Source organism: Paenibacillus sp. FSL H8-0259, from assembly GCF_037963255.1.
GTDB classification, from domain to species: domain Bacteria; phylum Bacillota; class Bacilli; order Paenibacillales; family Paenibacillaceae; genus Paenibacillus_AQ; species Paenibacillus_AQ phytohabitans.
The window spans coordinates 5359537-5383760 of the sequence record NZ_CP150147.1 but is presented as its reverse complement, the minus strand read 5'-3'; the positions used below and the strand labels follow the sequence as shown (position 1 = coordinate 5383760).

Genomic DNA, 24224 nt, shown 5'->3' with positions numbered 1-24224 from the left:
AGGAAAGATATTGAAATTGAAATTAAAAACTAAAATTTGATTATCTTAAAATGACAAAAAAGTATATTGCCCGGCAGGCCGGGTCAATATACCAATAAGCAGAATGGTTTTATAGGAGGGCTTGAAAATAGGGATTAGGCATCATAATGATCTGAGCCTAACAGATTTCGGCCAGAGAGGACATTTCTGATGATTTCGATAAAATCAGCTGAAGCTTTAGCTTCCAGCGCCAATTCATAGATGTTAATTAATTGTTCGTCAGACAATAGCTCAAGTGATGAGGGGCGCGGAGAAGGATGAAAATAATATTCCATTAGATTCCTCCATCTGTAGTTGAGAGTGCTAGCAAATAAGTGAATTGTTTTAAATCATTACGAATCTATCAAAATGGTACCATTTGGAAGCTAATCCGTCTGCTGTCATTCGCCCTCTGAATTCATCTTTACAAAAGATGGGTAATATGGGATAATGATTGGCTTTGGTTTGGGATCTTCATATCTACCTTTCTGACGCAATATAAATAATCCCGGAACCTGTAAGGTTCCGGGATTATTATTCTGAATCACGAGCGCTAACTAGGACTCAGAGACGTTAGATTGGCGAGCATTCAAATACTTCTTGATCCGGGATTCGTTGGACTCCGAAACATGAGCGAATTGTTCTCCTTGATTAAATAGAACGACCTTACGTTCTATATCATAGTTTTCTATATTGCTGAGACTGACTACATTACTACGGTCCAGACGTTCGAATCCGTTATCCTTGTATGCAGACAACAGATCGGAAAGGGTGGTGGGGAGAACGAATTCGCCTTCTTTCGTATGGACGAATATTGTATTCTTATAGTTAGAGAAATACAATATTTCTTCTTCCTGAATATCCCGGGAAGAGCCGTCGTTTAGTAGAACACGCATGTTGTCCCCATCCTTGTTCGATTACTTACGTAATTCTTGTGGAGCTTCTGGACTGTGGAATCCTAGCTTCATAACAGCTGCAAAAAAGCGGGCAGATACGTTAAGGGCAGAAGAAGCATGTTTTGCGACCTGTCTTTTCATGATTAGCACCTCCTTTTCCAAGGAATTATTGTAACTGACTGGACTAAAAATGCCAGTCCGATGACAGAGGATGCAATAAAAAAATTTAAACAAACCATTATAACTGAAATTAATTTTAGTGAAGGGTACCATTTCACTGGGATTTGGGTATTTTTATCTGGATTTGGTGCAAATAGAAGCACTAGAATTAAAGAAAAAGCTGTAACGAACCAAAGGATGGTATCTGTAAGCTGAAATAAATAAGGGGTCATGGAGCAAATTAAGATCGTCACAATATTACATGCTGTTGCGGATTTTAGGTGAACTCCTCCTGAAAAAACACGAAGTAATGAAAGGCTTATATAGAATATCAGGGTTTCTTTGAGATTGTTCAATATTAATCCAATAGACAGTGAAACGATGAAGGTCAAGAGTGTATTCAAAATAATACTTAAAGCATATTGCATAACTTCAACTGATACTGTTTCTTCAGGGTTAGTTTTCTTTATGGCGAGTGAAATTTTAAGAGCCAAACTGTTCAAAATCATCACCCCGATTTTTTTTGTCTGATTGATACAGGTATCCAAATAAAAGTAGAGCATAGATTAAAGGTATAATAAAGAAAAATCTGAATAGATGTTCTGCAAAAAATAGCATTAGCATTGCAAAAATAATCGAAGGAATTGTTAGAATAAACATAATTTTCTCGCGTTTTCCGATAGTGATTTTTTCATCAGGTTTATCCGGAATAAAGTCAAATCCTTTTCTTCTTTTACCCACGTAATTAGCAATGATAATAGTAGTTGTTGCGGTCAGGATTTGTAATATATAGATTCCTGTAGAAATCGTTGGATAGTTAAGTCCGTATATCCCTGTATAATCAATGATTAAATATAGAAGAGACTGTATTAACAAATAGGATTGGTAAGCAATCGCTGTCATTATAAATGCATAAAAAATATGAATGCGAAAAAGTAACCATAAAAAGCAAATGATAAGAGTGTATTGTACTAGAACATCTAGTTCTGCAAGTTGGTAATCGTAGCGGAGGACATAAGAAAAAAACGCCATAATAATACCCGCAAAGATAATCTCTTTAGAATAAAGATCAATCTTGAACAATTTGAATCCAAGATAGAACAATGCAGAGCTTTCTAATACGGATAGGATTATAAAGAGCACAAAATCCAGCATGCCTACACTCCCAAATACCAAAGTAGCTAATCTTGGTGATATTATACATAATAGGATAAAATGCAACAACAGGTTTTGACACTTTCCGGCAAATATTTCTTAAAAAATGTATTTTGAGAGGAGTTTTACCATGCAGAAGCGTCCAGAGCAGGGAGAATACACCGAATTCCAGTCCAGATATATTACTTTGGTGCCGCCAGAAGGAGATTTGAGGGTCATTCTAAGAGAGCAGACGCAGCAAGTATTGGCTCTGTTTGGCGGACTTACTGAGGAGCAAGGCGCATACCGGTATGCACCAGGGAAGTGGAGCATCAAAGAAATGATAGGGCATCTAACGGATAACGACCGGATTATGTCCTACCGTCTGCTTTGTTTTGCCAGAGGAGAGCAGGCGCCGCTGCCCGGCTATGAAGAGAATGATTACGCTGCTGCTGGCGGATTCGACCGCTTCTCGCTACAGGAGATGATCACGCATTACCGGATCGTCCGGGAGTCCACCCTGACGCTGCTGGATAGTCTGCCGGAGGATTCCTATACACGCAAGGGGAGCTTCGGGGGTATAGCCATGTCGGTTCGGGCGCAGGCCTGTCTGATTATCGGACATGAGCTGCATCATCTGCGGATTCTTCATGAACGTTACTTGAACTAAAATGCTGTAATTAGGCAGGAGGGGAGCGCTTATGAGCTTGCTAAAAGGCATCTGGCATTTCTTCATTCCGAGAGAACGCACATTAGTATATACCACTTTTGACCAGGGACAATATTTTAAGGTAAAAGGTCTTTTGACGGCGGCAGGAGTACGGCACCGCTCCAGGATTAACGGCGGAATGAAAGCGACCACCCAGCGTGCTAATTATGGAGGGAAGGCTACGGTTCAGCATGATCTGTATGTACGTAAGGAAGATGAGCACAGTGCACTGAAGGCTATTCATTAGAATAAAACACAAAAAACGCATTTTAGCCTAACAATGGCTGGAATGCGTTTTGGTGTTTTCTATCTATAAAGTGATTAAAGGAAATAACAAAAGGCTAAATAGGATTGGAAGGGGATTTTGGAACTGTAGGAGCGATAGCGATCGCCTTTGTCTCCGGATTTCAACCGTAGCAGCGGATTAAATAATAGAAATCAGGAGACAACAGCGGCCGGAAGTCCAAATATTCACTGTAATGACGACCATGCCTTCAGTAAAAACCTTTTAAGCCTTTTATACATTCTTTTTTACAATGGAGGATTCTTGTGGCATTTGCGGCAGACCGGGTAATAGGCTTCATTGCCGCCAATCTGAATCTGTTTGCCGCTGTATACAGGCTTGCCGTCTTCGACCCGTAGTGCCATGGTGGCTTTCCGGGCGCAGAACCAGCAGATGGTCTTCATTTCCTCAATCTTGTCGGCGTAGATCAGCATGTATTTGCTGCCTTCGAACAGATTGTTCTGGAAATCATTTTTGAGGCCGAAGGCCATGACCGGAATGCCGAGCTCATCGACAATGCGCACGAGCTGGAGAATGCAGTCCTTAGTCAGGAACTGGCACTCATCTATCAGCACACAGTGGGGTTTCGGCAGATTGCTGCTGACAATGCTGTAGATATCCGTATTCTCGTCGATAGGGATGGCCTGCTTGCGCAGTCCGATCCGGGAAGAGATGTAACCGACTTCGTCCCGGTCGTCAAGGGATGGAGTGAAGAGGAGTACCGACTTGCCCTGCTCCTCGTAATTATGTGCAACCTTGAGAATCTCAATGGATTTGCCGCTATTCATTGCCCCATACTTGAAAAATAACTGTGCCACGTCCATCTATCCTTTCGCTGTTCAGCTTGGTTAATAGTATCCGAAAAATGCGACCTTATTAGAGTATCATATTCGGGGCCGGGGTAGCCAGTGAAAAGATTGCTCCAGCGGGGATGTGATATAATGAACGCAATTATGTCTTCAGCAGGAGAATCTTGTGAACAGAAAGGAAGTTTATCAGGTGACAGAGAAATTGGAGCAATACAAGGAACGGCTGAACCTACTTCAGGAGAAGGGAGAACTAAGCCCTGAGTCGGAGGATTTACTGGTTCAAATGCTGGCAGAAATGACGGAGCTTCACCGCAGCAATAAGGCATTGCGCCGGGTCATCCTGAAATCGGGACAAGGCTCAGCGATGTCTACCCGTCTGCGGGATGCGCTCTACGAATAAATAAATGGGGTATAACCGATGAAGCTAACCTTCTCTTATCTTAAAAAATACCGTGTCGCAGCCATTGCCGCGCTGGTAATGATGCTGATCGAACTGGCAGTAGAGCTGTCGCAGCCTTTGCTGATCTCCAAAATCATTGATGAAGGCATCCGGGAAAAAGATACAGCGGTAGTCTGGCTGTGGGGCGGTGTGCTAGTGGGAAGCGCGGCAGTGGCGTTTCTTGCCGGAGTGCTCAGCTCCTTTTTTGCATCACATGCCAGCCAGGGGTTCGCATTTGACCTGCGGGACAAGCTGTATGAGAAGGTGCAATCCTTCTCTTATGAAATCTTCAGCCGGTTCCCTACTTCGTCGCTGATTACAAGGCTTACGGGTGATGTGTCTCAGCTGCAGGATACAATATTCATGGGTTTGCGGTTCATGACCCGTATCCCGCTGGTAGTGGTGGGCAGCGTAATTATGGCGCTCGTGGTGCATGTCAAGCTGGGGCTGCTGCTGACGGTGACGCTGCCGTTTTTGGTGATTTTCCTCCTATGGCTGATGCGGAGAGCCTCTGTTCTGTTCCGCAATGTGCAGAACCGGCTGGATGATGTCAATGGTGTCATTCAGGAGAACCTTACCGGTATCCGTCTGATTCGTGTATTTGTACGCATGGGTCATGAGATTAGCCGGTTTGCCACGTTCAGCGGGAAGCTGATGCAATCGACTGTATCCGCGCTGCGGCTCACGGAGACCTCGACACCGTTCATTATGATCATCGTGAATGCTGGAATTCTGGCGGTCTTATGGTTTGGCCGGATTGAGATATCCACAGGTGATGCGACGCTCGGCCAGACCGTTGCAGTCATTAATTACTCCCTGCGCACCATGGGTGCACTGTCTGCGCTGTCTTGGATCATGGTAAGCTTCTCGCGCGCCAGAGCTTCTTCCGTGCGCATTGATGAAGTGATGTCGGCCAGTGAAGGTCCGGGGGAATTGGGAATGGCGCCCCTGAACGGGATGGGGCCAGCGCAAAAGGGTCCTCTGAATCAGAATGAGGTGCCAGCCATTAAGGGGAAGGTCGAGTTCCAGCAGGTCGGCTTCAGTTATCCCGGCAGTGAGATTAAAGTGCTGGAGGACATTTCTTTCACGGTGCAGCCTGGAGAACGTGTGGCGATTATGGGTGCAACGGGCTCAGGTAAATCCTCTCTGGTAACATTGATCCCCCGTCTGTATGAGTGTGGCAGCGGTGTCATCAGGATTGACGGGATGAAGCATACGGAAATTGGCATACAGGCACTGCGGGGATCGATTGGTTATGTACCGCAGGAGGTACTGCTGTTCACCGGCTCGATCCGAGAAAATATTGCCTGGGGTAACGGGCAGGCGGGTCAGGCGGACATTGAGCAGGCAGCCGCAGCGGCACAGATTCATGAGACTGTTACAGGACTGCCGGAGGGGTACGATACCCGGCTTGGGCAACGCGGAGTCAATCTGTCCGGTGGACAGAAGCAGCGTCTGACCATCGCGCGGGCACTGGTACGCAAACCGGCTATTCTGATTCTCGATGACAGCACCAGTGCGCTTGATGCGGTGACGGAGGGGTTTTTACTGGCGGAGCTGAAGACGATGTCCTGCACAACGTTCCTCATCACCCAGAAGATCAGTTCCACTGTGTCGGCCGATCTGATTCTGCTGTTGGACGAAGGACGGCTGATTGCCCAGGGGACGCATAAAGAACTGATGGATGCGTCCCCGCTGTACCGCAAAATCTATCAGTCACAGACAGGGGAGGCGCAGCATGTTCAAAGCACTCATTGAGCCGTTCCGCCATCCGAAGCTGGAGGTCGGACTGGGAGAAGGGAAGGTCTTCGGGGCAATGGGCGCCCGGAAACCGAAGGCCAAAGCCAAGAACTGGTCCGGTACGCTTGGACGGATATGGAGTTACCTTGCGGAGCGCAGGGCTAAGCTGTTATTGGTACTGTTTATGGTCCTGCTCAGCTCAGGACTGTCCCTGCTTGGACCTTACCTGATCAGCCGGGCGGTGGACCATTATCTTGAAGGGGACGGGGGCAGAACCTGGGTGATTTTTCTGGTCACACTGGCGCTTGTCTATCTGCTTAATTCTCTGATTTCCTGGTTGCAGAATATCTGGATGATCGAGATTGCCCAGGAGACCGTATACCGGATGCGTACGGATCTGTTCTCTCATCTGCACCGTCTGCCGATCTCCTTCTTCAACCGCAGGCAGCAGGGGGAGATTATGAGCCGGCTAACCAATGATATTGAGAATATCAGCTCGACGCTGAACAGCTCGGCGATTCAGATTTTCTCCAGTATCCTGACGCTGGTGGGTACGGTGGGGGTAATGCTGTGGCTCAGTCCCTTGCTGACGCTGCTGACCTTCATCGTTGTGCCGCTGATGATGCTGGGTATGCGCTGGATTACCCGGCGGACCGGCCCGCTGTTCAAGGAACGGCAGCGCAATATGGGGGAATTGAACGGATTTATAGAAGAAACGTTGTCCGGGCAGCGGATTATCAAAGCGTTCTCGCAGGAGGAGCGGGTCATTACCGGCTTCAGGGAGCGCAATACACGGATTATGCTGTCAGGGTACTGGGCGCAGGCGATATCCGGTTTCATTCCCAAGCTAATGAATGGTCTGAACAACCTAAGCTTTGCAATCGTTGCCGGAGTCGGGGGGCTGCTCGCCATCCGCGGACTCGTAACAGTAGGGATAATTATTGCTTTTGCCGAATATGCACGTCAATTCACACGCCCGCTGAATGATCTGGCGAACCAGTGGAACACGCTTCTGTCGGCAATTGCCGGAGCGGAGCGGGTATTCGAAGTACTTGATGAAGAAACAGAAGCCAGGGATGAGGGGGCAGCGGTAAAGCTGCAGCATGTGGAGGGCGCGGTGAAGTTCTCGGGCGTATCCTTCTCCTATGATGGAGGCGCAGATACACTGCAGGATATTTCTTTTGAAGCTAAGCCCGGAGAGATGATTGCGCTTGTTGGACCTACAGGAGCCGGCAAAACCACCCTAATCGGCCTGCTGTCCCGCTTCTACGATCCGAGTAAAGGAAGTATTACGCTGGACGGAAGAGAGCTCTCCACGATTACCCGGGAAAGTCTGCGCAGCCACATGGCCTTCGTATTGCAGGATTCCTTCCTGTTCAAAGGAACGATCCGCGACAATATCCGTTACGGCAGACTGGATGCATCCGATGAAGAGGTGGAGGAAGCCGCGAAGCTTGCCAATGCCCATGCCTTCATTATGAGGCTGCAAGGGGGCTATGACCGGATGCTGTCCGTAGACGGCAGCGGCATCAGTCAGGGGCAGAAGCAGCTGCTAGCTATTGCCCGGGCAATTCTCGCGAATCCGTCTATGCTGGTGCTGGATGAAGCTACGAGCAGTATTGATACAGTGACCGAGATTAAGATTCAGGAAGGCCTTCAGGCGCTGATGAAAGGGCGGACGAGCTTTGTGATTGCCCACAGGCTGGGCACGATCCGGGCTGCTGACCGCATACTGGTGCTCCAAGGCGGACGGCTGATTCAGCAGGGTTCCCATGAGGAGCTATTGCGGCGGGGCGGTCTCTATAGCGAACTGGTACAGGGGAGCAAGGGGGCTGCTGCGCAGTAAGTTGCTGCCGGCAAGGATGGGATAGGGAAGATGCTTTGCTGAAATGGGCGGTGCAGGATGGACTTCCGGGCTGCTGCTGTTGCTGTGGCCGCACGAATGTCCCGACTATATCCGCTTTCCGGGGACAGAGATCGGGCAACTTTAATGAAATCCTGCACAAAATACAACATTTCCCTCTACCTACCGGCCTAAAACCATAATTGTTGTAGTAAATGCAGGATTTCACTTTATTTAAGCGGCTTAGCCGGATTATTGTTGTATTTCATACAACAATCCACCCGGATACCTGGCTATCTGGGTATCAAAGTTGCAAAACATACAACATTTTTGTCTGCAGCGGCCTAATAGACAGTGCTTCCTAGGCCGGTAACGAATCAAGTATAAGAGGTTGTAGAATTCCGGGTGCGGATCGGGATTTTCTCCGGCTCAAGTTACATTGCAGTTGGTTTCAGAACATTCGAACGACAAAAGGGGATGCCTCTGCAGCCATTTCAATCCTGGCTTGGGACATCCCCTGCTTATTAGTGTTATTGATTATTATTAGGGTGTGGCATTGGTGGACGGGGGCTGCTGCGCTTTCTGTTTCTCTCTGAACCGTGGTCCTACGTAGTTCTTCTTGCGGTCCCGGGTCAGAATCCAGCCGCCGAGGAAGCTCATCCCGGCCAGGAATAGCAGTAATCCTCCGCCAAAATGCAGCCAGGCGAAATCCGGAGTGACGGACTCGTCGCCATGCATGGAGATAAAGTTGAAAATATCATCTTTCATCATCAGGAAACCCTTCATGGCCAGAAGGCCGGGGATCACCAGGATAAGGATGGCAATGAAGCGTGAAATGAGCAGTTTCATAATCGTCCCTCCTCTTCGCAGCCGTTTGAATTCACCCCTATGATAACGCTTCAATTGGCAAAAGTCCATGGATACATGACGTTTATAAGTTTTGTAATAGAATCAAAAGAGAGTACAATATAATAGGTTAAACTGAACTTTAGAGGAATGACTGGAGGATACATATCATGACAATTACCTGTGACGTGGCGATACTTGGTGGAGGTACCGGTGGTTATGTGGCGGCGATCCGCGCCGCGCAGCTCGGCAAATCCGTCGTCGTTATCGAAATGGACAAGCTGGGCGGAACCTGCCTGCACCGCGGCTGCATTCCCAGCAAATCACTGCTGCGCAGTGCCGAGGTATTTGCTGAAATCAAGGAGAGCGAAAGCTACGGTATAGAGACAACTGGCGTTGAGCTGGTGTTTCCCAAAGTGCAGCTGCGCAAGGAAGCGGTAGTGGAGCAGCTCCATCAGGGTGTGCAGTATTTGATGCGCAAGAATAAAATTCAGATTCTCAAAGGCAAAGGCCGGATCATCGGCCCGTCTATCTTCTCTCCGCGAAGCGGTGCAGTTGCCGTGGAGCTGGAGGATGGCGAGATGGAGACTGTAGTCTCCACCAATCTCATCATTGCTACCGGATCACGCCCGCGTATTCTGCCGGGCCTTGCGCCTGACGGCAAAGTGATTCTGAGCAGTGAAGAAGCGCTGACGCTCGAAGAGCTTCCGGCGTCGATTATTATTGTGGGCGGCGGGGTTATCGGCGTGGAATGGGCTTCGATGCTGGCCGATTTCGGTGTGCAGGTAACTATAGTTGAGGCTGCAAGCCAGCTGCTGCCGCAGGAAGACGAAGAAGTGGCCCGAGAACTGCTGCGTCTGCTCAAGAAACGCGGAGTCAAAGTGTTGACCGGTACTACCGTGGATGCAGAGACCTGTAGTATATCGGAATCAGGAATTACAATTGAAGCCCGCAAGGGTGAGCAGAGCCAGAGCCTGTCGGCCGAGAAGCTGCTGGTATCCGTAGGGCGCGTAGCGAATATCGAGAATATCGGCCTGGAAAATACAGATATCCGCTTCGACAAAGGTGTCATCGGAGTGAATGCCAGCATGCAGACGGGGGAGCCTCATATCTACGCTATTGGCGACTGCATCGGCGGACTGCAGCTGGCACATGCGGCCAGCCATGAAGGCATCCGTGCCGTGAATCACCTGGCGGGCGAAACGCTCCATCCGTATGAAGCCCATCTTGTTCCCCGCTGTGTCTATACGCGGCCGGAAGTAGCAAGTGTCGGTTATACCGAGAAGGAAGCGAAGGCGCTGGGACATGAGACTGTAACCGGCAAATTCCCGTTCTCGGCTATCGGCAAAGCGATTGTCTACGGCATGAAGGACGGCTTCGTAAAAGTGGTCGCCGACTCGAAGAGCGGGGATATCCTCGGCGTGCAGATGATTGGCCCGCATGTGACGGACCTGATCGGTGAAGCGGCATTGGCACAGATTCTGGATGCAACACCCTGGGAGGTTGGCGAGGCGGTCCATGCCCATCCGACACTTTCGGAGATCATCGGGGAAGCGATGCTGGCGGTGGATGGAAGAGCAATTGGATTCTAGGATAAGATGAAAGGGCTAAAGTGAATGCCGGACGGAGCTGAGGGCGCTTGATGCGCCTAAACAGCTCCATAGCGGCATTTCTTGGCTTTTCTTTTTGTATGGAAAGGGATTATAATGAACTTAGAATGAAATTAGTACCTGGTTTTAAGATCAGGACATATACTTTGTTGAGTCATGCTTAACAAAGTTAGCGAACGCTTCCGGAGCCGGTTGTACGACCTGAATTCAGGAAGCTATGCTTACAAAACTTTTAGGAGGTACCTCTTATATGGAATCCCAAGGTACTGTAGAAACCGTTAACCGACATAAACAGCTTGGACTCAGCGACGGCCAGGTTATCGATATGTACAGATTCATGCAGCTCGGGCGCAAATACGATGAGCGCAGTCTGCTCCTTCAGCGCGCAGGCAAGATCAACTTCCATGTGTCCGGCATCGGACAGGAAGCGGCGCAGGTCGCAGCGGCTTTTGCGCTGGACCGGGAGAATGATTATTTCCTCCCGTATTACCGTGATTATGCGTTCGTGCTGACGGTAGGAATGACCACGCGTGAGCTGATGCTGTCCGTATTCGCCAAGGCGGAAGATCCCAATAGCGGCGGCCGGCAAATGCCGGGCCACTTCGGAAGCAAACGCCTGCGTATCGTAACGGGATCAAGTCCGGTTACGACCCAGGTTCCGCATGCTGTAGGCTTCGCGCTGGCGGCCAAGATGCAGAAGAAAAAGTTTGTTTCCTTTGTTACGTTCGGTGAAGGCTCCAGTAACCAGGGTGATTTTCATGAAGCGTGTAACTTCGCCGGTGTGAATAAGCTGCCGGTCATCATCTTCTGCCAGAACAACCAGTATGCGATCTCCATTCCGGCCCACAAGCAGCTTGGAGGCAAGGTCAGTGACCGCGCCCTCGGCTATGGCTTCCCGGGTGTACGGGTGGACGGCAATGATCCGCTTGAGGTCTACCGTGTGGTCAAAGAGGCGCGGGAGCGTGCGCTCGCCGGAGAAGGACCCACCCTGATTGAAGCGATGATGTACCGCCTGTCGCCGCATTCCACCTCGGATAATGATCTGGCTTACCGGACCAAGGAAGAGGTTGACGAGAACTGGAAAAAGGACGGCATCGCCGCGTTCCGCACGTACCTGACCGGACTGGGTCTGTGGAGTGACGAGCAGGAGCGTGATCTGGTTGCCGAATATAATCTTGAATTGAAAGAGGCCATAACCTACGCCGAAAATGCACCGTTCCCGAAACCGGAAGATACGCTGCTGCATGTGTACGATGAATCCGGCCTTAAGGGAGGAGCATAAGCCATGGCGATGATGGAATATATCGATGCAATCCGGCTGGCAATGAAGGAAGAGATGGAGCGCGATGATTCGGTGTTCGTGCTGGGTGAGGATGTCGGCGTGAAGGGCGGCGTATTCACGACCACCAAAGGACTGCAGGATCAGTTCGGCGCAGAGCGCGTGCTTGATACACCGCTTGCGGAGTCAGCGATTGCCGGCGTGGCAATCGGCGCGGCGATGTACGGCATGAAGCCGATCGCCGAAATGCAGTACTCTGATTTCATGCTGCCGGCAACGAACCAGATTATCAGCGAGGCGGCCAAAATCCGCTACCGTTCCAATAACGACTGGAACTGTCCGGTGGTAATCCGCGCGCCTATCGGCGGCGGGATCTTCGGCGGATTGTACCACTCTCAGTGTCCGGAATCGATCTTCTTCGGTACTCCGGGACTGAAGATTGTAGCCCCTTACTCGGCTGCCGATGCCAAGGGACTGCTGAAAGCTGCTGTCCGTGACCCCGATCCGGTGCTGTTCTTCGAGAACAAGAAATGCTACAAGCTGATCAAGGAAGATGTGCCGGAGGGCGACTACATTGTGCCAATCGGTGAAGCGAATCTGCTGCGTGAAGGCAGCGATATTACGGTGATCGGGTACAGCCTTCCGCTGCATTTTGCGATGCAGGCAGCGGAAGAGCTGGAGCGCGAGCAGGGCATTACCGCGCATATTCTGGATCTGCGCACCCTGCAGCCGCTGGACCGCGAGGCGATTATTGCCGCTGTCCGCCAGACCGGCAAGGTGCTGATTGTCCACGAGGACAACAAGACCGGAGGCATTGGCGGCGAAGTGGCAGCAATTATCGCTGAACACTGCCTGTTTGATCTGGATGCGCCAATCTTCCGCCTGTGCGGACCTGATGTGCCGGCGATGCCAATCTCCCCGCCGATGGAGAAGTTCTTCATGCTGAGCAAGGACAAATTAAAGGCGGAGATGCTGCGTTTGGCGCAGTACTGATATATGTGAACAACAGGTGAGGTCTTTATGTTCAGCCTGTATGTACATTGGGCATGAATGTTGCAATTATTGCAGCTTAGATTCGAAATTAGCGGTGGGTTAGGCAGGATTGCTGTATGAAATACAACAATTTGCACGCTTATCCGCTTGGATAAAGAGAAATGCTGCCTTTTGTACAACTTTTCTGATTTTTGGCACATTTAAGTGGTGAAATGTTGTATTTTGGGCAGGATTTCATGGCTACATGCTTCCGAAGCCAGTTTTGTCGAAGCTAACTCAGGAAGTATGTGCTTACAAAACATAAGTGTATGCTTCCGAAGCCAGTTTTGTACGAAGCTGCTTCAGGAAGCTTGTGCTTACAAAACTTTAAGGAGTGACATTATGTCTGACAATACAAAGCTGACGGATGTAATCATGCCGCAGCTGGCAGAATCGCTGGTATCGGCGACGATCGGGAAATGGCTGAAGCAGCCGGGTGATACGATCGAGCAATATGAGCCGATCTGTGAGCTGATTACGGATAAGGTAAATGCTGAGCTGCCGGCTACCGTAGACGGTACGCTGGTGGAGCTGCTCGCCGAAGAAGGCCAGACCGTCAGCGTCGGCGAGATTATCGCCCGCATCGCAGTAGCGGGTGCAGCAGCCCCTGCGGCATCCGCAGCGGCCCCGGCAGCTGCCAATGCCGCAGCAACAGCGGCCTCCGGCGCAGCGCCGCAGCCTGCCCACGCCTCCGTCCGGCCGTCTGTGCCGGCTGCGGCTTTTGACGCGGATGCTCCGATGCGTTCCCGTTACTCTCCGGCTGTGCAGACGCTGGCCGCCGAGCACGGCATCAACCTTGCGGCCGTGCCGGGCACCGGCCTGGGCGGACGCATCACACGCAAGGATGTGCTCGCGTTCCTGGAGAGCGGTGCAGCTGCGGCTCAGCCTGCAGCTACAGCCCCAACTGCTGCTGCTCCTGCGCCGCAGCAGCCTGTATTCCAGCCTATTCAGGAAGAAGTGCGCGGAGAGCTTCAGCATTTGCGTCACTCCGGCCTGCACTTAAGCGAGTCGCCGAAGATTCCGACGATCGAAGTGGAAGGCGGGCGGGGCAGCAGCTCGGAATACCTGATCGACGTTACGCCGATCCGTAATACGATCGCTACCCGTATGCGCCAGAGCGTCTCGGAGATTCCGCATGCCTGGACGATGATTGAGGTCGATGTGACCAATCTTGTCGTGCTGCGCAACAAGCTGAAGGATGAGTTCAAGCGCAAAGAGGGCATTAATCTGACCTATCTGGCCTTTTTGATGAAGGCGGTTGTCAGTGCAATCAAAGATTATCCGATCATGAACTCCGTCTGGGCCGTTGACAAAATCATTGTCAAACGCGATATCAACATCTCGCTCGCTGTAGGCACAGAGGACTCTGTAATGACACCGGTCATCAAAAAAGCCGACCAGAAGAACGTCGCAGGCTTGGCCCGCGAGATCGACGAACTGGCGCTGAAGACCCGTGAAGGCAAGCTGCGGCTGGAAGATATGCAGGGCGGCACGTTCACGGTTAACAATACCGGCTCGTTCGGCTCGATTCTGTCCTACCCGATCATTAACTATCCGCAGGCGGCGATTCTAACCTTTGAATCTATCGTGAAAAAACCAGTGGTCATCAATGATATGATCGCCGTCCGCTCGATGGCCAATATCTGCCTGTCGCTGGATCACCGGATTCTGGATGGAGTCATCAGCGGGCGTTTCCTGCAGCGCGTGAAGGATAATGTGGAAGGTTATACGCCGGACACCAAGCTGTACTAATGTTTTAACAAGGCAGCTGCGGAACCCTGTGACAGGGAGAATATGAAGCAAAGGGGACCTTATGACCATGGACAACCTGAACTTAAGCAAACTGGAAGTTTCCTATCTCCCGCTGATGGAATACGGCGCGGCCTGGGAGCTGCAAAAGGAAGCGGTGCAGGGGATTGACGCAGGCACCGCTTCCGAGCGGCTGATCCTTCTGCAGCATCCGCCTACCTATACCATCGGTTCACAGAATCATCCGGAGCATCTGCTCCTTAGCGTGGAACAGCTTGGGAAACAAGGGATTGCGCTGTTTGAAATCGACCGCGGAGGAGATATTACATATCACGGACCGGGCCAGCTTGTAGGTTATCCTCTCCTGAAGCTTGGCGAAGACGGCAAGGTCGATCTGCACGGATATCTGCGCAGGCTGGAGGCCGTTATTATTGCCTATCTGGCTTCACACGGGATATCAGGAACCCGCAAGCAGGGATATACGGGCGTATGGGTCGGCGATGAGAAAATTTGTGCGATCGGCGTCAAATTCAACAAGAGTAAATTCCGCAGAGGTTTTATTACCAGCCATGGCTTCGCGTTCAACATTTCAGCCGGAATCAGCCAAAGCGGCTTCTCGGGAATCATACCCTGCGGCATTGCCGAGTACGGGGTCACTTCACTTGAGGAATGCACCGGGCGCTCCTTTGGCCTGGAGAGTGTTGCTTCCGAGCTGGTGCCTTATTTCCTGCAGCAGTTTCCGTATGAAGCGGTTGCCGGGGCTGTAAGTGCTGCAGAATAAGGAATGCTGAATCCAGGCAACGTCAAACAGCGCCCGGAGAACCCGGACGCTGTTATTCAAGTACTAAACGTGACTAACCGGCCATAAACGGCTCGATGACGAACAGCACCGTAGAGGCGATCATAGCGATCAGCATGATGTAGATAATGATGCGGAACCATTTTTTCTGTTGCATGAGTGACTCCTTTGAGATTAGTTTAAGTTAAGAACGTAGGCGTAAATGAACGCAGTACAACCATTGTAACGTATCCGCGAAAGAGAGGGAAGTCCAAGTGATATCACAAGACCGGTTGATCAATGAATTCATGGAGCTTGTCCGTATTGATAGTGAGACCAGAAATGAACGGCGGATTGCCGATGTACTCAAGGAAAAATTCAGCATTCTGGGACTGACAGCAGTTGAAGATGATTCCCAGGAGAGAACGGGACACGGAGCTGGTAATCTATTCGTGACCTGGCCTGCGGACAGCGGCGTGAGCGCGCCTAAGCTGCTGTTCACCTGCCACATGGATACAGTGGTTCCCGGGCAGAATATTAAGCCTTCCCTTGGGGAAGACGGCTGGATTACCAGCGACGGCAGTACAATTCTCGGAGCGGATGACAAAGCGGGGCTTGCCGCCCTGTTCGAAGCGATCCGGGTGATTCAGGAGCAGAAGCTTCCGCACGGGCAGATTCAGTTTGTCATTACGGCAGGCGAAGAGTCCGGGCTGATGGGCGCACGCGCAATGGACCCGGCGCATCTGGATGCCGATTTTGGCTTCGCGCTTGATTCCAATGGTGAAGTAGGAGCAATTGCCATTGCTGCGCCGACACAGGCGCGGGTAACGATGCAGATCTTCGGCAAATCCGCTCATGCCGGAGTTAATCCGGAGGATGGAATCAGTGCGATTCAAGTGGCGAGCAAAGCGATTTCGGCGATGAAGCTTGGACGGATCGATAATGAAACGACAGCGAATATCGGCAAATTTGCCGGCGGCGGCCCGACCAATGTGGTCTGCGACCATGTGCAGCTGGATGCGGAAGCCCGGAGTATCGTGCAGGAAAAGGTAGAACTGCAGATTGCCTCTATGCGTGAAGCCTTGGAGACAACCGCACGTGACAATGGCGCACAGAGTGAATTCCGCAGTGAAATCATTTATCCGGCGTTCAGCTTTAATGAGCATGATCCGGTGGTACAGCTGGCAGACCGCGCGATTACTTCACTGGGACTGACCACCCGGCTGTTCGCTTCCGGAGGCGGCAGTGATGCCAATGTGTTCAACGGCCTGAAGGTTCCTACTGTGAATCTGGCTGTCGGCTATGAGGATATCCACACAACGAAGGAACGGATCAAAGCCGAAGATATTGTCAAAGTAGCCAGCCTGGTTGTAGCTATTGTGGCCGAGAGCCAAAAAGGCTGATTTCAAAAACTGCGCAGATGCCTGCCGATCAAGGGGCCGGCTGCGCTTAAATGTAACAAAAAGGAGCTGTTCCGGAATTCACCGGGAGACAGCTCCTTCTTGTTACTCGGTGAAGCTAATCTTCCTCACGGATATCCGGAAGAACGAAGCGGCATTATCCTGCCTTGGAAGCTGTGATCCGCGTTTCCGTCTGGAGCAGCAGGATATAGGATAGGGGCATATCGCGCCCGTACTGCTTCATCCATCCGGCCATTACGGCCATGATCTGCTCCGGTTTACCTACCATTGTAACTGCGGATGAGCTTGCTCGGACAAGACAATCATTCATGCCTGCATTCCTTCTTTCCTTTTAAGTTTGCTATAATACACCCTATGCATAACCATGCCAAAGGAGACCACAAATCTATGAAAAACGATGAAATCAACCGCAACCCCGCATTGGATGAAGAAACATTGTCGACGAAGCCGATCTTTACTGGCAACATTATTTCGCTGCAGGTAGATACGGTGAAGCTGCCGGACGGCAATACAGCAACCCGTGAGGTCGTGAAGCATCCGGGGGCCGTAGCTGTGCTGGCACTGAATAACGGTAAAATGCTAGTAGTGGAACAGTATCGCCAGCCGATGCACCGGACTGAGGTGGAGATACCGGCAGGCAAGCTGGACAAAGGCGAGGATCCGCTGGCGGCTGCGGGCCGTGAGCTTCAGGAGGAGACCGGATTTCACAGCGGCGGGCTGAAGCTGCTGAAGTCCTTCTATACCTCTCCCGGCTTCGCCGACGAGATCATTCACCTCTATGTGACCGAAGATGCCCAGCCGGGTGAGATGGCGCTGGATGAGGATGAATTCCTGGAGGTTTCCGAGCTGACGCTGGAGGAAGCTTACCAGTATATCGCGGATGGACGTATTGCCGATGCCAAGACCATGATGGCTGTCTACGCCTGGCATCTGTATACGCTGACTGGGCAATGGCACTAGAGTCCACGCTGCAGAGCGTTTACTGCGACCTGCATGTGCATATCGGGCGGACTTCAGAGGGACAGGCGGTCAAAATCAGCGGCAGCCGCGAGCTCACCTTCGCCGGGATTGCCAAAGAGGCGGCGGAACGCAAGGGAATCGGTCTGATCGGCATCATCGACAGCCACTCCCCGGGGGTGCTGCGGGATATTCATGCGGCGCTGGATTCCGGCGAGATGACGATGGCGGAAGGCGGAGGTATTGCCTACAGGGGGACTACGATAATCCTGGGAACCGAGATTGAGATCCGTGAGCCCGGGCGAAAAGAGTGCCACGTCCTGGCCTTCATGCCGGACCTTGGGACCATGGAAGAGTTCAGCAGCTGGATGAGCGCCCATATGCGGAACGTGAATCTAAGCTCCCAGCGCCTGTATGCACCCTCCCGGGTGCTGCAGGACGAGATTACAGGACGGGGAGGCCTGCTGATTCCGGCACATATTTTCACTCCGCACAAAGGGCTTTACGGCTGTGCAGCGGAGCGCATGGCTGACTTATTTGACCTGGAACGCATTGCGGCAGTAGAGCTTGGACTCAGTGCGGATTCAGAAATGGCTGGGTATATTTCAGAGCTTGACCCGTACAGCTTCCTGACCAATTCTGACGCTCATTCCCTGGGCAAAATCGGCCGTGAGTATAATGTGATTGAGATGCAGCAGCCCTCTTTCCATGAGCTGAAGCTGGCGCTGGAACGCTCGGAGGGACGCCGGATCAGTGCCAACTTCGGGCTGAACCCCCGGCTGGGGAAATACCACCGCACATATTGCGGCGGCTGCGGCAGCATTATCGATGAGGCGTATGCGACTTCAGAGCGCTGTCCGTATTGCGGCAGTCCGAAGCTGGTGAAAGGAGTGCTGGACCGTATTCTCGATATTGCTGATCGTAAGGAGCCGCTGGTTCCGGCGTACCGTCCGCCCTACCATTACCAGGTGCCTCTGGAGTTTATTCCGGGACTTGGCAAGCGCAAGCTGAATGCCCTGCTGCAGGCGTTTGGCACAGAGATGAATATACTGCACAAGGCGGGTGAAGCCGAGCTTGCTGCTGTTGCCGGACAAGAGCTTGCAGAGCTGATCGTACTGGCCCGTACCGGCAGGCTTGCGCTCTCTTCAGGAGGCGGAGGGACGTACGGCAAGGTCATTAAGGGGAAGTAACCAAGGACAAGTCATAGAGCGGGACATTCCTTCATAAGGTGTAACATGTGACCGGAAAGGAGAATGTCTTGATGCGCAGTTTAAGGCTGATGATGAAGGAACAGACGCCTCTTTATATTTTTGTCGCGGTATTATTCCTGGTCGGGGTCGTATTTGGAGCGCTCATTGTCAGTGCGTTAACGCTGGATCAGCAGCAGGAGCTGGGGGATTATCTGGGTAATTTCTTCATGACCGTGGATCAACAGGGACTGCCTGCCGCGCAGGATTCGTATTGGGGGATTGCCGCATTCAATCTCAAATGGGTCGGACTGATATGGATACTCGGCTTGTCGGTTATCGGACTTCCGGGGATTCTGATTCTGGATTTCCTCAAAGGCGTGCTGATCGGCTTCACCGTCGGCTGTCTGGTCAGCCAGTATTCCTGGCATGGCATGCTGTTTGCCCTGGTCTCTGTGGCCCCGCATAATCTGGTGCTGATTCCGGTATTGCTTGTATGCAGCGCGGCAGCGATCGCCTTCTCCCTGCTGATGATCCGCAGCCGGGTGCTGGGACAACAGCGGCGTACCAAGGTGACCCGGCCTTTTGTAATGTACACCCTGCTGTCACTCGGCATGGCCCTGCTGGTTATGGGAATCTCCGGATTTGAGGCTTGGGTGACCCCGGTGATGATGAGATGGGTGACGCCGATGCTGGTGTCAGCCGGATGAGCGTAGAATCTTCAGGAAGCATAAGCCTGTACTGAGAACATGCGGTGGAATGAATTTCCATTCGGGCACTTCCTTGAACGTTGGGGTCCTGCCTCCGCGTAAGCTAAAAGCGTTTGACTTCTCAAAGTAACTCCCCCTATAATGGAAGAAGTGGCTTGAAGCCCGGTGCGGTAATTTTCCAAGGGGGAGGCAGACAATGGAAGCCCGGATAGACAAGATTAAGCAACAACTACAATCCCAAGGATACAAGCTTACACCTCAACGGGAAGCGACCTTAAGAGTTCTACTGGAGAACGAGGATGATCATTTAAGCGCTGAAGATGTATTCATGCTGGTGAAAGAAAAGGCTCCGGAGATCGGTCTCGCCACCGTATATCGTACCCTGGAACTGCTCAGCGAGCTTCATGTCGTGGAGAAGATTAATTTCGGAGACGGTGTTGCCCGTTATGATCTGCGGACCGATACAGCGAAACATCATCATCATCATCTGATTTGTGTACAATGCGGAACCATGGATGAGATTCGTGAGGATTGGCTGGGTCCGCTGGAAGAGCGTCTTGAGAAGGATTATAATTTTACGGTGCTTGATCATAGACTTGATTTTCACGGAATTTGCCACCGCTGCAAGGATAAGAATCCTGCAGACGGCAATACTCCCGAATAAGCTAATATAGAGCATGAACTCTTATACAGATGAGGAATTACCGCACAAGCTCTCCCCGGCTGAATGGCCGGAGGGGGCTTTTTAACTGATTATTCAAAGAGCAATACATAACACCACCCTCCGGCGCATAAAGTGAAGGACGAGTTCTGCGAAGTGTAATAGTGAAGCAGATGCTGCCATAACTTTTACTTTTAGGAGGTTGCCTAAGATGATTGTCTCCATTCCCAAAACTGTACGCCGGCTGTATTTCATGACCTTGCTCGTTGCGATCAGCTGTGTGCTGTACTATGTCCTAAGCTGGGTCAGTGCCTGGATCAGCCCCGCTCAGAACTATGATATTCCGGAGGGCACAGCCATCCGGGCATTTCATGATGTGAAGCAAAGCGATGAAGGGCTGAGTGCAGGTCAGCGCCTGCGGTTCTACTATTGGTACGGGGAGTGAGCGCTCCGCCGGTTGCAGGAAAAAGCTAGAAGCCTGTCGAATGAATCTAGAGCATGTAAGGGACGCCCCGCGTTCTGACTGCTGCCGGACCCCAACCGCTGCAGAGCGGCATGAAGCAGCCTGAGTATGACAGGAGCGTGAATAGATGAAGTCACACTTGCAGCCGTTTATGCAGTATTTGTCCGGGGACAAAGGATTGTCTCCTAGTACGCTGGAATCCTATGGACGGGATATTTCGCAGTTTCTGGAGTTTACCGAAGAGCGCGGCACGGCTGCGATGGAAGAAATCAGAAGATCACATATTATGCTCTACCTCGGCGCTCTGCGCGGAGCGGGCAAGGCAACGGCAACAGTCAACCGGAATACGGTATCGCTGCGCGCCTATTTTCATTTTTTGCTGAAAGAACGGCTGATCGGGCAAGACCCGACACTGGATATGGAAACGATTAAACCGAGCAAGAAACCGCCGATGATTCTTAGTATTGAAGAAATTGAACGCCTGCTGGCCGTCCCTGATGAATCTGCTCCCCAGGGGATGCGCGATAAGGCGATGCTTGAGCTGCTCTATGCTACGGGTATCCGTGTTACAGAGCTAATCTCGCTGAATGTGGAGGACGTGAATACCGGGCTGAAGTTCGCACGCTGCAGCGGGGCCTCCGGCAAGGAAAGAGTGGTGCCGATTGGTACGATTGCTGCGGACTGTGTGGCCCGTTATGTCTCCGGTATGCGGGACAAGCTGCTCCGGGTGAATCTGGAGGAGCCTGCGCTGTTCCTGAACAGTCTGGGCGGGAGGCTGACCCGTCAGGGCTTTTGGAAAATTATCAAGAAACATGCGCGTGAAGCCCACATCCAGCAGGACATCACACCGCATACCCTGCGGCATTCCTTCGCCGCTCATCTGCTGGAAGGCGGGGCAGATCTGCGCTCCGTGCAGCAGATGCTGGGCCATTCCGATATTTCGACCACTCAGATTTATAGCGGAATCGCCCGCAAGAATATGAAGGAAGTCTATGAGAATCACCATCCCCGGGCAAAATAGTCTTTATTCAGAGGTATGGTGTAACCGTGGATAGAACGGGTGATGGGATGGATTGGCCCGAAAAGATGCTTTTTGTGAGTAAGAAAGTTATGATGGAATCATACTGAAAGGATAGCTCCCGGGAGAGGTTCTCCCGGAGTTTCTTCCTGTTTTGAGCAGACTTTACGATTATGCAAACTACGAAGGAGTGAAGACGGCAATGTCCTCATTTAAACGCATCGGATTTATTGTTCTGGATAGTGTAGGTATCGGTGAAGCGCCGGATGCCGCTAATTTTGGAGATACAGGCTCCCATACGCTGGGCCATATTCTGGAGCGGGTTCCGGGTCTTAAGCTTCCGAATCTGCAGCAGCTGGGACTTGCGAATATTGCTCCGCTGCCGCCGCTGGAACCGGTAGCTGCCCCGACAGGCTATTACGGCAAAATGCAGGAGGTTTCAGTAGGCAAGGATACGATGACCGGCCACTGGGAGCTGATGGGCCTGAAGATTGAGGTTCCATTTAATACTTATTTTGACGGATTCCCCGCAGAGCTGATTGAGAAGTTCGAAGCGGCAACCGGACGTAAGGTGATTGGCAACAAGCCGGCTTCCGGCACGGAGATTCTCGTAGAATACGGCGAAGAGCAAATGAAGACCGGCGCATGGATTGTGTATACTTCGGCAGACAGCGTATTCCAGCTTGCCGCGCATGAAGATATCATTCCTCTGGAAGAGCTGTACAGCGCCTGCCGGATCGCCCGCGAGCTGACGATGGCTCCCGAATTCTCCGTCGGCCGTGTCATCGCCCGTCCTTATGTCGGTGAGCCGGGGAATTTCGTGCGTACCCCGAACCGTCATGACTACGCGGTGAAGCCGCCGGAGCCGACCGTTATGAACGCTCTGGAGGACATCGGCAAAGACGTGATTGCGGTAGGTAAAATCAATGATATCTTCACCGGCGAAGGTGTAACAGCTTCTTACCCGACGAAGAGCAATGAGCACGGCATCCAGATTACCATTGACGAGCTGCGCAAGCCGTTCAACGGATTCCTGTTCACTAATCTCGTTGATTTCGATTCCCTGTACGGCCACCGCCGTGATCCGGAAGGCTACGGCCGGGCGCTGGAGGTATTCGATCAGGCGCTGCCTGAGCTGCTCTCCACCCTGGATGAAGATGATCTGCTGATCATCTCTGCAGACCACGGCAATGACCCGATCCATGCCGGAACGGATCATACCCGCGAATATGTGCCGCTCCTGATCTACAGCCCGCGATTCAAGACTCCGGGCAGCCTGGGCATCCGCCAGACCTTCTCTGACGTTGCTGCTACCATCGCTGATAATTTCGGAGCGAAGGCACCGCAGTACGGGACGAGCTTTTTGTCTGAATTAATTTAATTTAAATAATAAATCAAGATGAACTGAAGGATATAACTAAAAGTGAGAAGAATCGAAGGGGAAATTTGGAACTGTAGGAGCGATAGCGACCGCCTTTGTCTACGGATTTCAACCGCTAAGCGGGTCATAATTGAAGAAATCTGTAGACAACAGCGGCCGGAAGTCCAAATATCACCGTAGTGACGGCTCAGCTTTACGTCGATGACTAAAGTTCATCCCACCCACCTCAAGGAGGAACCAACCATGACCGCAGTTACCCAAAGCAATATTCAAGAAGCAGCAGTATATATCAAAGACAAATGTACCGTCGCACCCGAAATCGGGCTGATCCTCGGCTCCGGCCTCGGCGTTCTGGCCGATCTGATTACAGACGAAGTAGTCATTCCTTATAATGAAATCCCGCATTTCCCGGTGTCCACTGTTGAAGGACATGAAGGTGAACTGCTGATCGGCATGATTGAAGGCCGCCGCGTCGTAATGATGAAAGGCCGCTTTCACATGTACGAAGGCTACGGACCGGAGACTACTGCCTTCCCTGTACGTGTTATGAAAGAGCTGGGCGTAACCAGCCTGCTGGTAACTAACGCTGCCGGCGGGGTCAACACCGATTTCACACCGGGTGATCTGATGCTGATTACTGACCATCTGAACCTCACAGGCCGCAATCCGCTGACCGGACCGAATGATAATGCGCTGGGCGTACGTTTCCCGGATATGTCTTCGGCTTACAGCCCGCGCCTGATCGCAGCCGCCAAAGAAGCTGCAGCAGCGCTGAACTTCGAGTTCAAGGAAGGCGTATACGCCGGCCTGCTCGGACCCAACTACGAGACTCCTGCTGAGATCGTTATGCTGCGCCGCCAAGGGGCAGATGCAGTAGGGATGTCCACGGTATCTGAGACGATTGTGGCCCGTCATGCCGGGATTGAAGTACTTGGTATTTCCTGCATCACCAACATGGCTGCCGGAATTCTGGAACAGCCGCTGAACCATGCAGAAGTGATGGAGACAGCGGAACGTGTGCGCGAGCAATTCCTGAAGCTGGTGCTGGCTTTTATTCCGAAGATGTAGTTCCTGCTTCAAGCTATTTACAAGACAATTCATA

28 protein-coding genes are annotated in these 24224 nt (G+C 51.6%); 19 read left to right on the top strand and 9 right to left on the bottom strand.

What is annotated here, in order from left to right; all coding sequences use genetic code 11:
* Positions 1–134: 134 nt before the first annotated feature.
* The 5 genes from sda to NSU01_RS23355 form a co-directional block, all read right to left on the bottom strand.
* The gene (gene sda / locus NSU01_RS23375; protein WP_039300400.1) at positions 135–314 is read right to left on the bottom strand and encodes a sporulation histidine kinase inhibitor Sda; all 180 of its coding nucleotides are present in this window, start codon (positions 312–314) and stop codon (positions 135–137) included.
* Positions 315–575: 261 nt separating this feature from the next.
* The gene (locus NSU01_RS23370; protein ID WP_042138715.1) at positions 576–914 is read right to left on the bottom strand and encodes a LytTR family DNA-binding domain-containing protein; all 339 of its coding nucleotides are present in this window, start codon (positions 912–914) and stop codon (positions 576–578) included.
* A 21-nt stretch (positions 915–935) separates the two neighbouring features.
* Positions 936–1055: a cyclic lactone autoinducer peptide gene (locus tag NSU01_RS23365; RefSeq protein WP_144026124.1), complete on the bottom strand. Its 120-nt coding sequence runs from the start codon at positions 1053–1055 to the stop codon at positions 936–938.
* Positions 1056–1057: 2 nt separating this feature from the next.
* On the bottom strand, positions 1058–1576 hold the full coding sequence (locus NSU01_RS23360) for an accessory gene regulator B family protein (RefSeq protein WP_179093557.1): 519 nt from the start codon (positions 1574–1576) through the stop codon (positions 1058–1060).
* Entirely contained in the window at positions 1557–2228 is a 672-nt protein-coding gene (locus NSU01_RS23355) for a hypothetical protein (protein ID WP_042138714.1), read from the bottom strand. Before NSU01_RS23355 ends, NSU01_RS23360 begins: the two co-directional genes overlap by 20 nt.
* A 130-nt stretch (positions 2229–2358) precedes the next feature.
* On the opposite strand from NSU01_RS23355, the gene NSU01_RS23350 reads away from it, so the two are divergent.
* Positions 2359–2877 carry a DinB family protein gene (locus NSU01_RS23350; protein WP_042138713.1) on the top strand — a complete coding sequence of 173 codons (519 nt, stop codon included), beginning with the start codon at positions 2359–2361 and terminating at the stop codon, positions 2875–2877.
* Positions 2878–2908: 31 nt separating this feature from the next.
* A complete protein-coding gene (locus tag NSU01_RS23345) occupies positions 2909–3163 on the top strand; it encodes a hypothetical protein (protein ID WP_039300390.1) in 255 nt (84 codons plus the stop codon).
* A 284-nt stretch (positions 3164–3447) separates the two neighbouring features.
* On the opposite strand, the gene NSU01_RS23340 is transcribed toward NSU01_RS23345, so the two are convergent.
* Positions 3448–4017, bottom strand: a complete 570-nt coding sequence (locus NSU01_RS23340; protein WP_042138712.1) for a thymidine kinase — start codon at positions 4015–4017, stop codon at positions 3448–3450.
* Positions 4018–4198: 181 nt separating this feature from the next.
* Here NSU01_RS23340 and NSU01_RS23335 point away from each other — a divergent pair, with 181 nt between their 5' ends.
* Genes NSU01_RS23335 through NSU01_RS23325 form a run of 3 tightly spaced genes read left to right on the top strand, consistent with a single transcriptional unit; the run spans position 4199 to position 8033 of the window.
* The gene (locus NSU01_RS23335; RefSeq protein WP_144026123.1) at positions 4199–4408 is read left to right on the top strand and encodes a hypothetical protein; all 210 of its coding nucleotides are present in this window, start codon (positions 4199–4201) and stop codon (positions 4406–4408) included.
* Between the two features lie 18 nt (positions 4409–4426).
* Positions 4427–6205 carry an ABC transporter ATP-binding protein gene (locus NSU01_RS23330; RefSeq protein ID WP_076245578.1) on the top strand — a complete coding sequence of 593 codons (1779 nt, stop codon included), beginning with the start codon at positions 4427–4429 and terminating at the stop codon, positions 6203–6205.
* Complete coding sequence (locus NSU01_RS23325; RefSeq protein ID WP_076245575.1) at positions 6186–8033, top strand: ABC transporter ATP-binding protein; 1848 nt, start codon at positions 6186–6188, stop codon at positions 8031–8033. The genes NSU01_RS23330 and NSU01_RS23325 overlap by 20 nt, the downstream gene beginning before the upstream one ends.
* 540 nt (positions 8034–8573) lie before the next feature.
* On the opposite strand, the gene NSU01_RS23320 is transcribed toward NSU01_RS23325, so the two are convergent.
* A complete protein-coding gene (locus tag NSU01_RS23320; protein ID WP_042138708.1) occupies positions 8574–8879 on the bottom strand; it encodes a DUF2627 domain-containing protein in 306 nt (101 codons plus the stop codon).
* A gap of 167 nt (positions 8880–9046) precedes the next feature.
* Between NSU01_RS23320 and lpdA the strand changes: the two genes are divergently transcribed.
* From lpdA to lipB, 5 genes are all read left to right on the top strand, one after another.
* Complete coding sequence (lpdA, locus tag NSU01_RS23315) at positions 9047–10468, top strand: dihydrolipoyl dehydrogenase (RefSeq protein ID WP_076245573.1); 1422 nt, start codon at positions 9047–9049, stop codon at positions 10466–10468.
* A gap of 268 nt (positions 10469–10736) precedes the next feature.
* Positions 10737–11768 carry a thiamine pyrophosphate-dependent dehydrogenase E1 component subunit alpha gene (locus NSU01_RS23310; RefSeq protein WP_039300370.1) on the top strand — a complete coding sequence of 344 codons (1032 nt, stop codon included), beginning with the start codon at positions 10737–10739 and terminating at the stop codon, positions 11766–11768.
* 3 nt (positions 11769–11771) lie between these two features.
* A complete protein-coding gene (locus NSU01_RS23305) occupies positions 11772–12758 on the top strand; it encodes an alpha-ketoacid dehydrogenase subunit beta (protein ID WP_076245571.1) in 987 nt (328 codons plus the stop codon).
* Positions 12759–13139: 381 nt separating this feature from the next.
* A complete protein-coding gene (locus tag NSU01_RS23300; RefSeq protein WP_042138706.1) occupies positions 13140–14549 on the top strand; it encodes a dihydrolipoamide acetyltransferase family protein in 1410 nt (469 codons plus the stop codon).
* Between the two features lie 76 nt (positions 14550–14625).
* Positions 14626–15327: a lipoyl(octanoyl) transferase LipB gene (lipB, locus tag NSU01_RS23295; RefSeq protein WP_179093563.1), complete on the top strand. Its 702-nt coding sequence runs from the start codon at positions 14626–14628 to the stop codon at positions 15325–15327.
* Between the two features lie 73 nt (positions 15328–15400).
* Here lipB and prli42 read toward each other — a convergent pair whose 3' ends face one another.
* Positions 15401–15502 (bottom strand): stressosome-associated protein Prli42, encoded by a 102-nt coding sequence (gene prli42, locus NSU01_RS23290; RefSeq protein WP_099052488.1) that lies wholly within the window; start codon positions 15500–15502, stop codon positions 15401–15403.
* Positions 15503–15599: 97 nt separating this feature from the next.
* Here prli42 and NSU01_RS23285 point away from each other — a divergent pair, with 97 nt between their 5' ends.
* Complete coding sequence (locus tag NSU01_RS23285; RefSeq protein WP_076245565.1) at positions 15600–16727, top strand: M20/M25/M40 family metallo-hydrolase; 1128 nt, start codon at positions 15600–15602, stop codon at positions 16725–16727.
* 154 nt (positions 16728–16881) lie between these two features.
* Here the strand turns inward: NSU01_RS23285 and NSU01_RS23280 are convergent, their stop codons facing one another.
* Entirely contained in the window at positions 16882–17055 is a 174-nt protein-coding gene (locus NSU01_RS23280) for a hypothetical protein (RefSeq protein WP_156118672.1), read from the bottom strand.
* Positions 17056–17132: 77 nt separating this feature from the next.
* On the opposite strand from NSU01_RS23280, the gene NSU01_RS23275 reads away from it, so the two are divergent.
* The 8 genes from NSU01_RS23275 to NSU01_RS23240 all read left to right on the top strand — a co-directional run bounded on the left by NSU01_RS23275 (position 17133) and on the right by NSU01_RS23240 (position 24190).
* Positions 17133–17705 (top strand): NUDIX hydrolase, encoded by a 573-nt coding sequence (locus NSU01_RS23275; protein WP_042138703.1) that lies wholly within the window; start codon positions 17133–17135, stop codon positions 17703–17705.
* Positions 17696–18892: an endonuclease Q family protein gene (locus NSU01_RS23270; RefSeq protein ID WP_042138702.1), complete on the top strand. Its 1197-nt coding sequence runs from the start codon at positions 17696–17698 to the stop codon at positions 18890–18892. The genes NSU01_RS23275 and NSU01_RS23270 overlap by 10 nt, the downstream gene beginning before the upstream one ends.
* Before the next feature lie 71 nt (positions 18893–18963).
* Positions 18964–19599, top strand: coding sequence for a stage II sporulation protein M (spoIIM, locus tag NSU01_RS23265; RefSeq protein WP_042138701.1), 636 nt, complete (start codon positions 18964–18966; stop codon positions 19597–19599).
* A 196-nt stretch (positions 19600–19795) separates the two neighbouring features.
* Positions 19796–20263, top strand: a complete 468-nt coding sequence (locus NSU01_RS23260; protein WP_042138700.1) for a Fur family transcriptional regulator — start codon at positions 19796–19798, stop codon at positions 20261–20263.
* Positions 20264–20471: 208 nt separating this feature from the next.
* The gene (locus NSU01_RS23255) at positions 20472–20705 is read left to right on the top strand and encodes a DUF4227 family protein (protein WP_039300347.1); all 234 of its coding nucleotides are present in this window, start codon (positions 20472–20474) and stop codon (positions 20703–20705) included.
* Positions 20706–20850: 145 nt separating this feature from the next.
* Entirely contained in the window at positions 20851–21744 is an 894-nt protein-coding gene (gene xerD, locus NSU01_RS23250; RefSeq protein WP_042138699.1) for a site-specific tyrosine recombinase XerD, read from the top strand.
* A gap of 199 nt (positions 21745–21943) precedes the next feature.
* A complete protein-coding gene (deoB, locus tag NSU01_RS23245) occupies positions 21944–23122 on the top strand; it encodes a phosphopentomutase (protein ID WP_076245562.1) in 1179 nt (392 codons plus the stop codon).
* 243 nt (positions 23123–23365) lie between these two features.
* Positions 23366–24190 carry a purine-nucleoside phosphorylase gene (locus tag NSU01_RS23240; protein ID WP_076245560.1) on the top strand — a complete coding sequence of 275 codons (825 nt, stop codon included), beginning with the start codon at positions 23366–23368 and terminating at the stop codon, positions 24188–24190.
* The last annotated feature ends 34 nt before the right edge of the window (positions 24191–24224 follow it).

Excerpts from the sequence above, each read along its gene's own strand:
- sda (WP_039300400.1), bottom strand. The coding sequence starts at position 314 with ATGGAATATTATTTTCATCCTTCTCCGCGCCCCTCATCACTTGAGCTA.
- NSU01_RS23370 (WP_042138715.1), bottom strand. The coding sequence starts at position 914 with ATGCGTGTTCTACTAAACGACGGCTCTTCCCGGGATATTCAGGAAGAA.
- NSU01_RS23365 (WP_144026124.1), bottom strand. The coding sequence starts at position 1,055 with ATGAAAAGACAGGTCGCAAAACATGCTTCTTCTGCCCTTAACGTATCT.
- NSU01_RS23355 (WP_042138714.1), bottom strand. The coding sequence starts at position 2,228 with ATGCTGGATTTTGTGCTCTTTATAATCCTATCCGTATTAGAAAGCTCT.
- NSU01_RS23350 (WP_042138713.1), top strand. The coding sequence starts at position 2,359 with ATGCAGAAGCGTCCAGAGCAGGGAGAATACACCGAATTCCAGTCCAGA.
- NSU01_RS23345 (WP_039300390.1), top strand. The coding sequence starts at position 2,909 with ATGAGCTTGCTAAAAGGCATCTGGCATTTCTTCATTCCGAGAGAACGC.
- NSU01_RS23330 (WP_076245578.1), top strand. The coding sequence starts at position 4,427 with ATGAAGCTAACCTTCTCTTATCTTAAAAAATACCGTGTCGCAGCCATT.
- NSU01_RS23325 (WP_076245575.1), top strand. The coding sequence starts at position 6,186 with ATGTTCAAAGCACTCATTGAGCCGTTCCGCCATCCGAAGCTGGAGGTC.
- NSU01_RS23320 (WP_042138708.1), bottom strand. The coding sequence starts at position 8,879 with ATGAAACTGCTCATTTCACGCTTCATTGCCATCCTTATCCTGGTGATC.
- lpdA (WP_076245573.1), top strand. The coding sequence starts at position 9,047 with ATGACAATTACCTGTGACGTGGCGATACTTGGTGGAGGTACCGGTGGT.
- NSU01_RS23310 (WP_039300370.1), top strand. The coding sequence starts at position 10,737 with ATGGAATCCCAAGGTACTGTAGAAACCGTTAACCGACATAAACAGCTT.
- NSU01_RS23305 (WP_076245571.1), top strand. The coding sequence starts at position 11,772 with ATGGCGATGATGGAATATATCGATGCAATCCGGCTGGCAATGAAGGAA.
- NSU01_RS23300 (WP_042138706.1), top strand. The coding sequence starts at position 13,140 with ATGTCTGACAATACAAAGCTGACGGATGTAATCATGCCGCAGCTGGCA.
- prli42 (WP_099052488.1), bottom strand. The coding sequence starts at position 15,502 with ATGCAACAGAAAAAATGGTTCCGCATCATTATCTACATCATGCTGATC.
- NSU01_RS23280 (WP_156118672.1), bottom strand. The coding sequence starts at position 17,055 with ATGAATGATTGTCTTGTCCGAGCAAGCTCATCCGCAGTTACAATGGTA.
- NSU01_RS23275 (WP_042138703.1), top strand. The coding sequence starts at position 17,133 with ATGAAAAACGATGAAATCAACCGCAACCCCGCATTGGATGAAGAAACA.
- NSU01_RS23270 (WP_042138702.1), top strand. The coding sequence starts at position 17,696 with ATGGCACTAGAGTCCACGCTGCAGAGCGTTTACTGCGACCTGCATGTG.
- spoIIM (WP_042138701.1), top strand. The coding sequence starts at position 18,964 with ATGCGCAGTTTAAGGCTGATGATGAAGGAACAGACGCCTCTTTATATT.
- NSU01_RS23260 (WP_042138700.1), top strand. The coding sequence starts at position 19,796 with ATGGAAGCCCGGATAGACAAGATTAAGCAACAACTACAATCCCAAGGA.
- NSU01_RS23255 (WP_039300347.1), top strand. The coding sequence starts at position 20,472 with ATGATTGTCTCCATTCCCAAAACTGTACGCCGGCTGTATTTCATGACC.
- xerD (WP_042138699.1), top strand. The coding sequence starts at position 20,851 with ATGAAGTCACACTTGCAGCCGTTTATGCAGTATTTGTCCGGGGACAAA.
- deoB (WP_076245562.1), top strand. The coding sequence starts at position 21,944 with ATGTCCTCATTTAAACGCATCGGATTTATTGTTCTGGATAGTGTAGGT.
- NSU01_RS23240 (WP_076245560.1), top strand. The coding sequence starts at position 23,366 with ATGACCGCAGTTACCCAAAGCAATATTCAAGAAGCAGCAGTATATATC.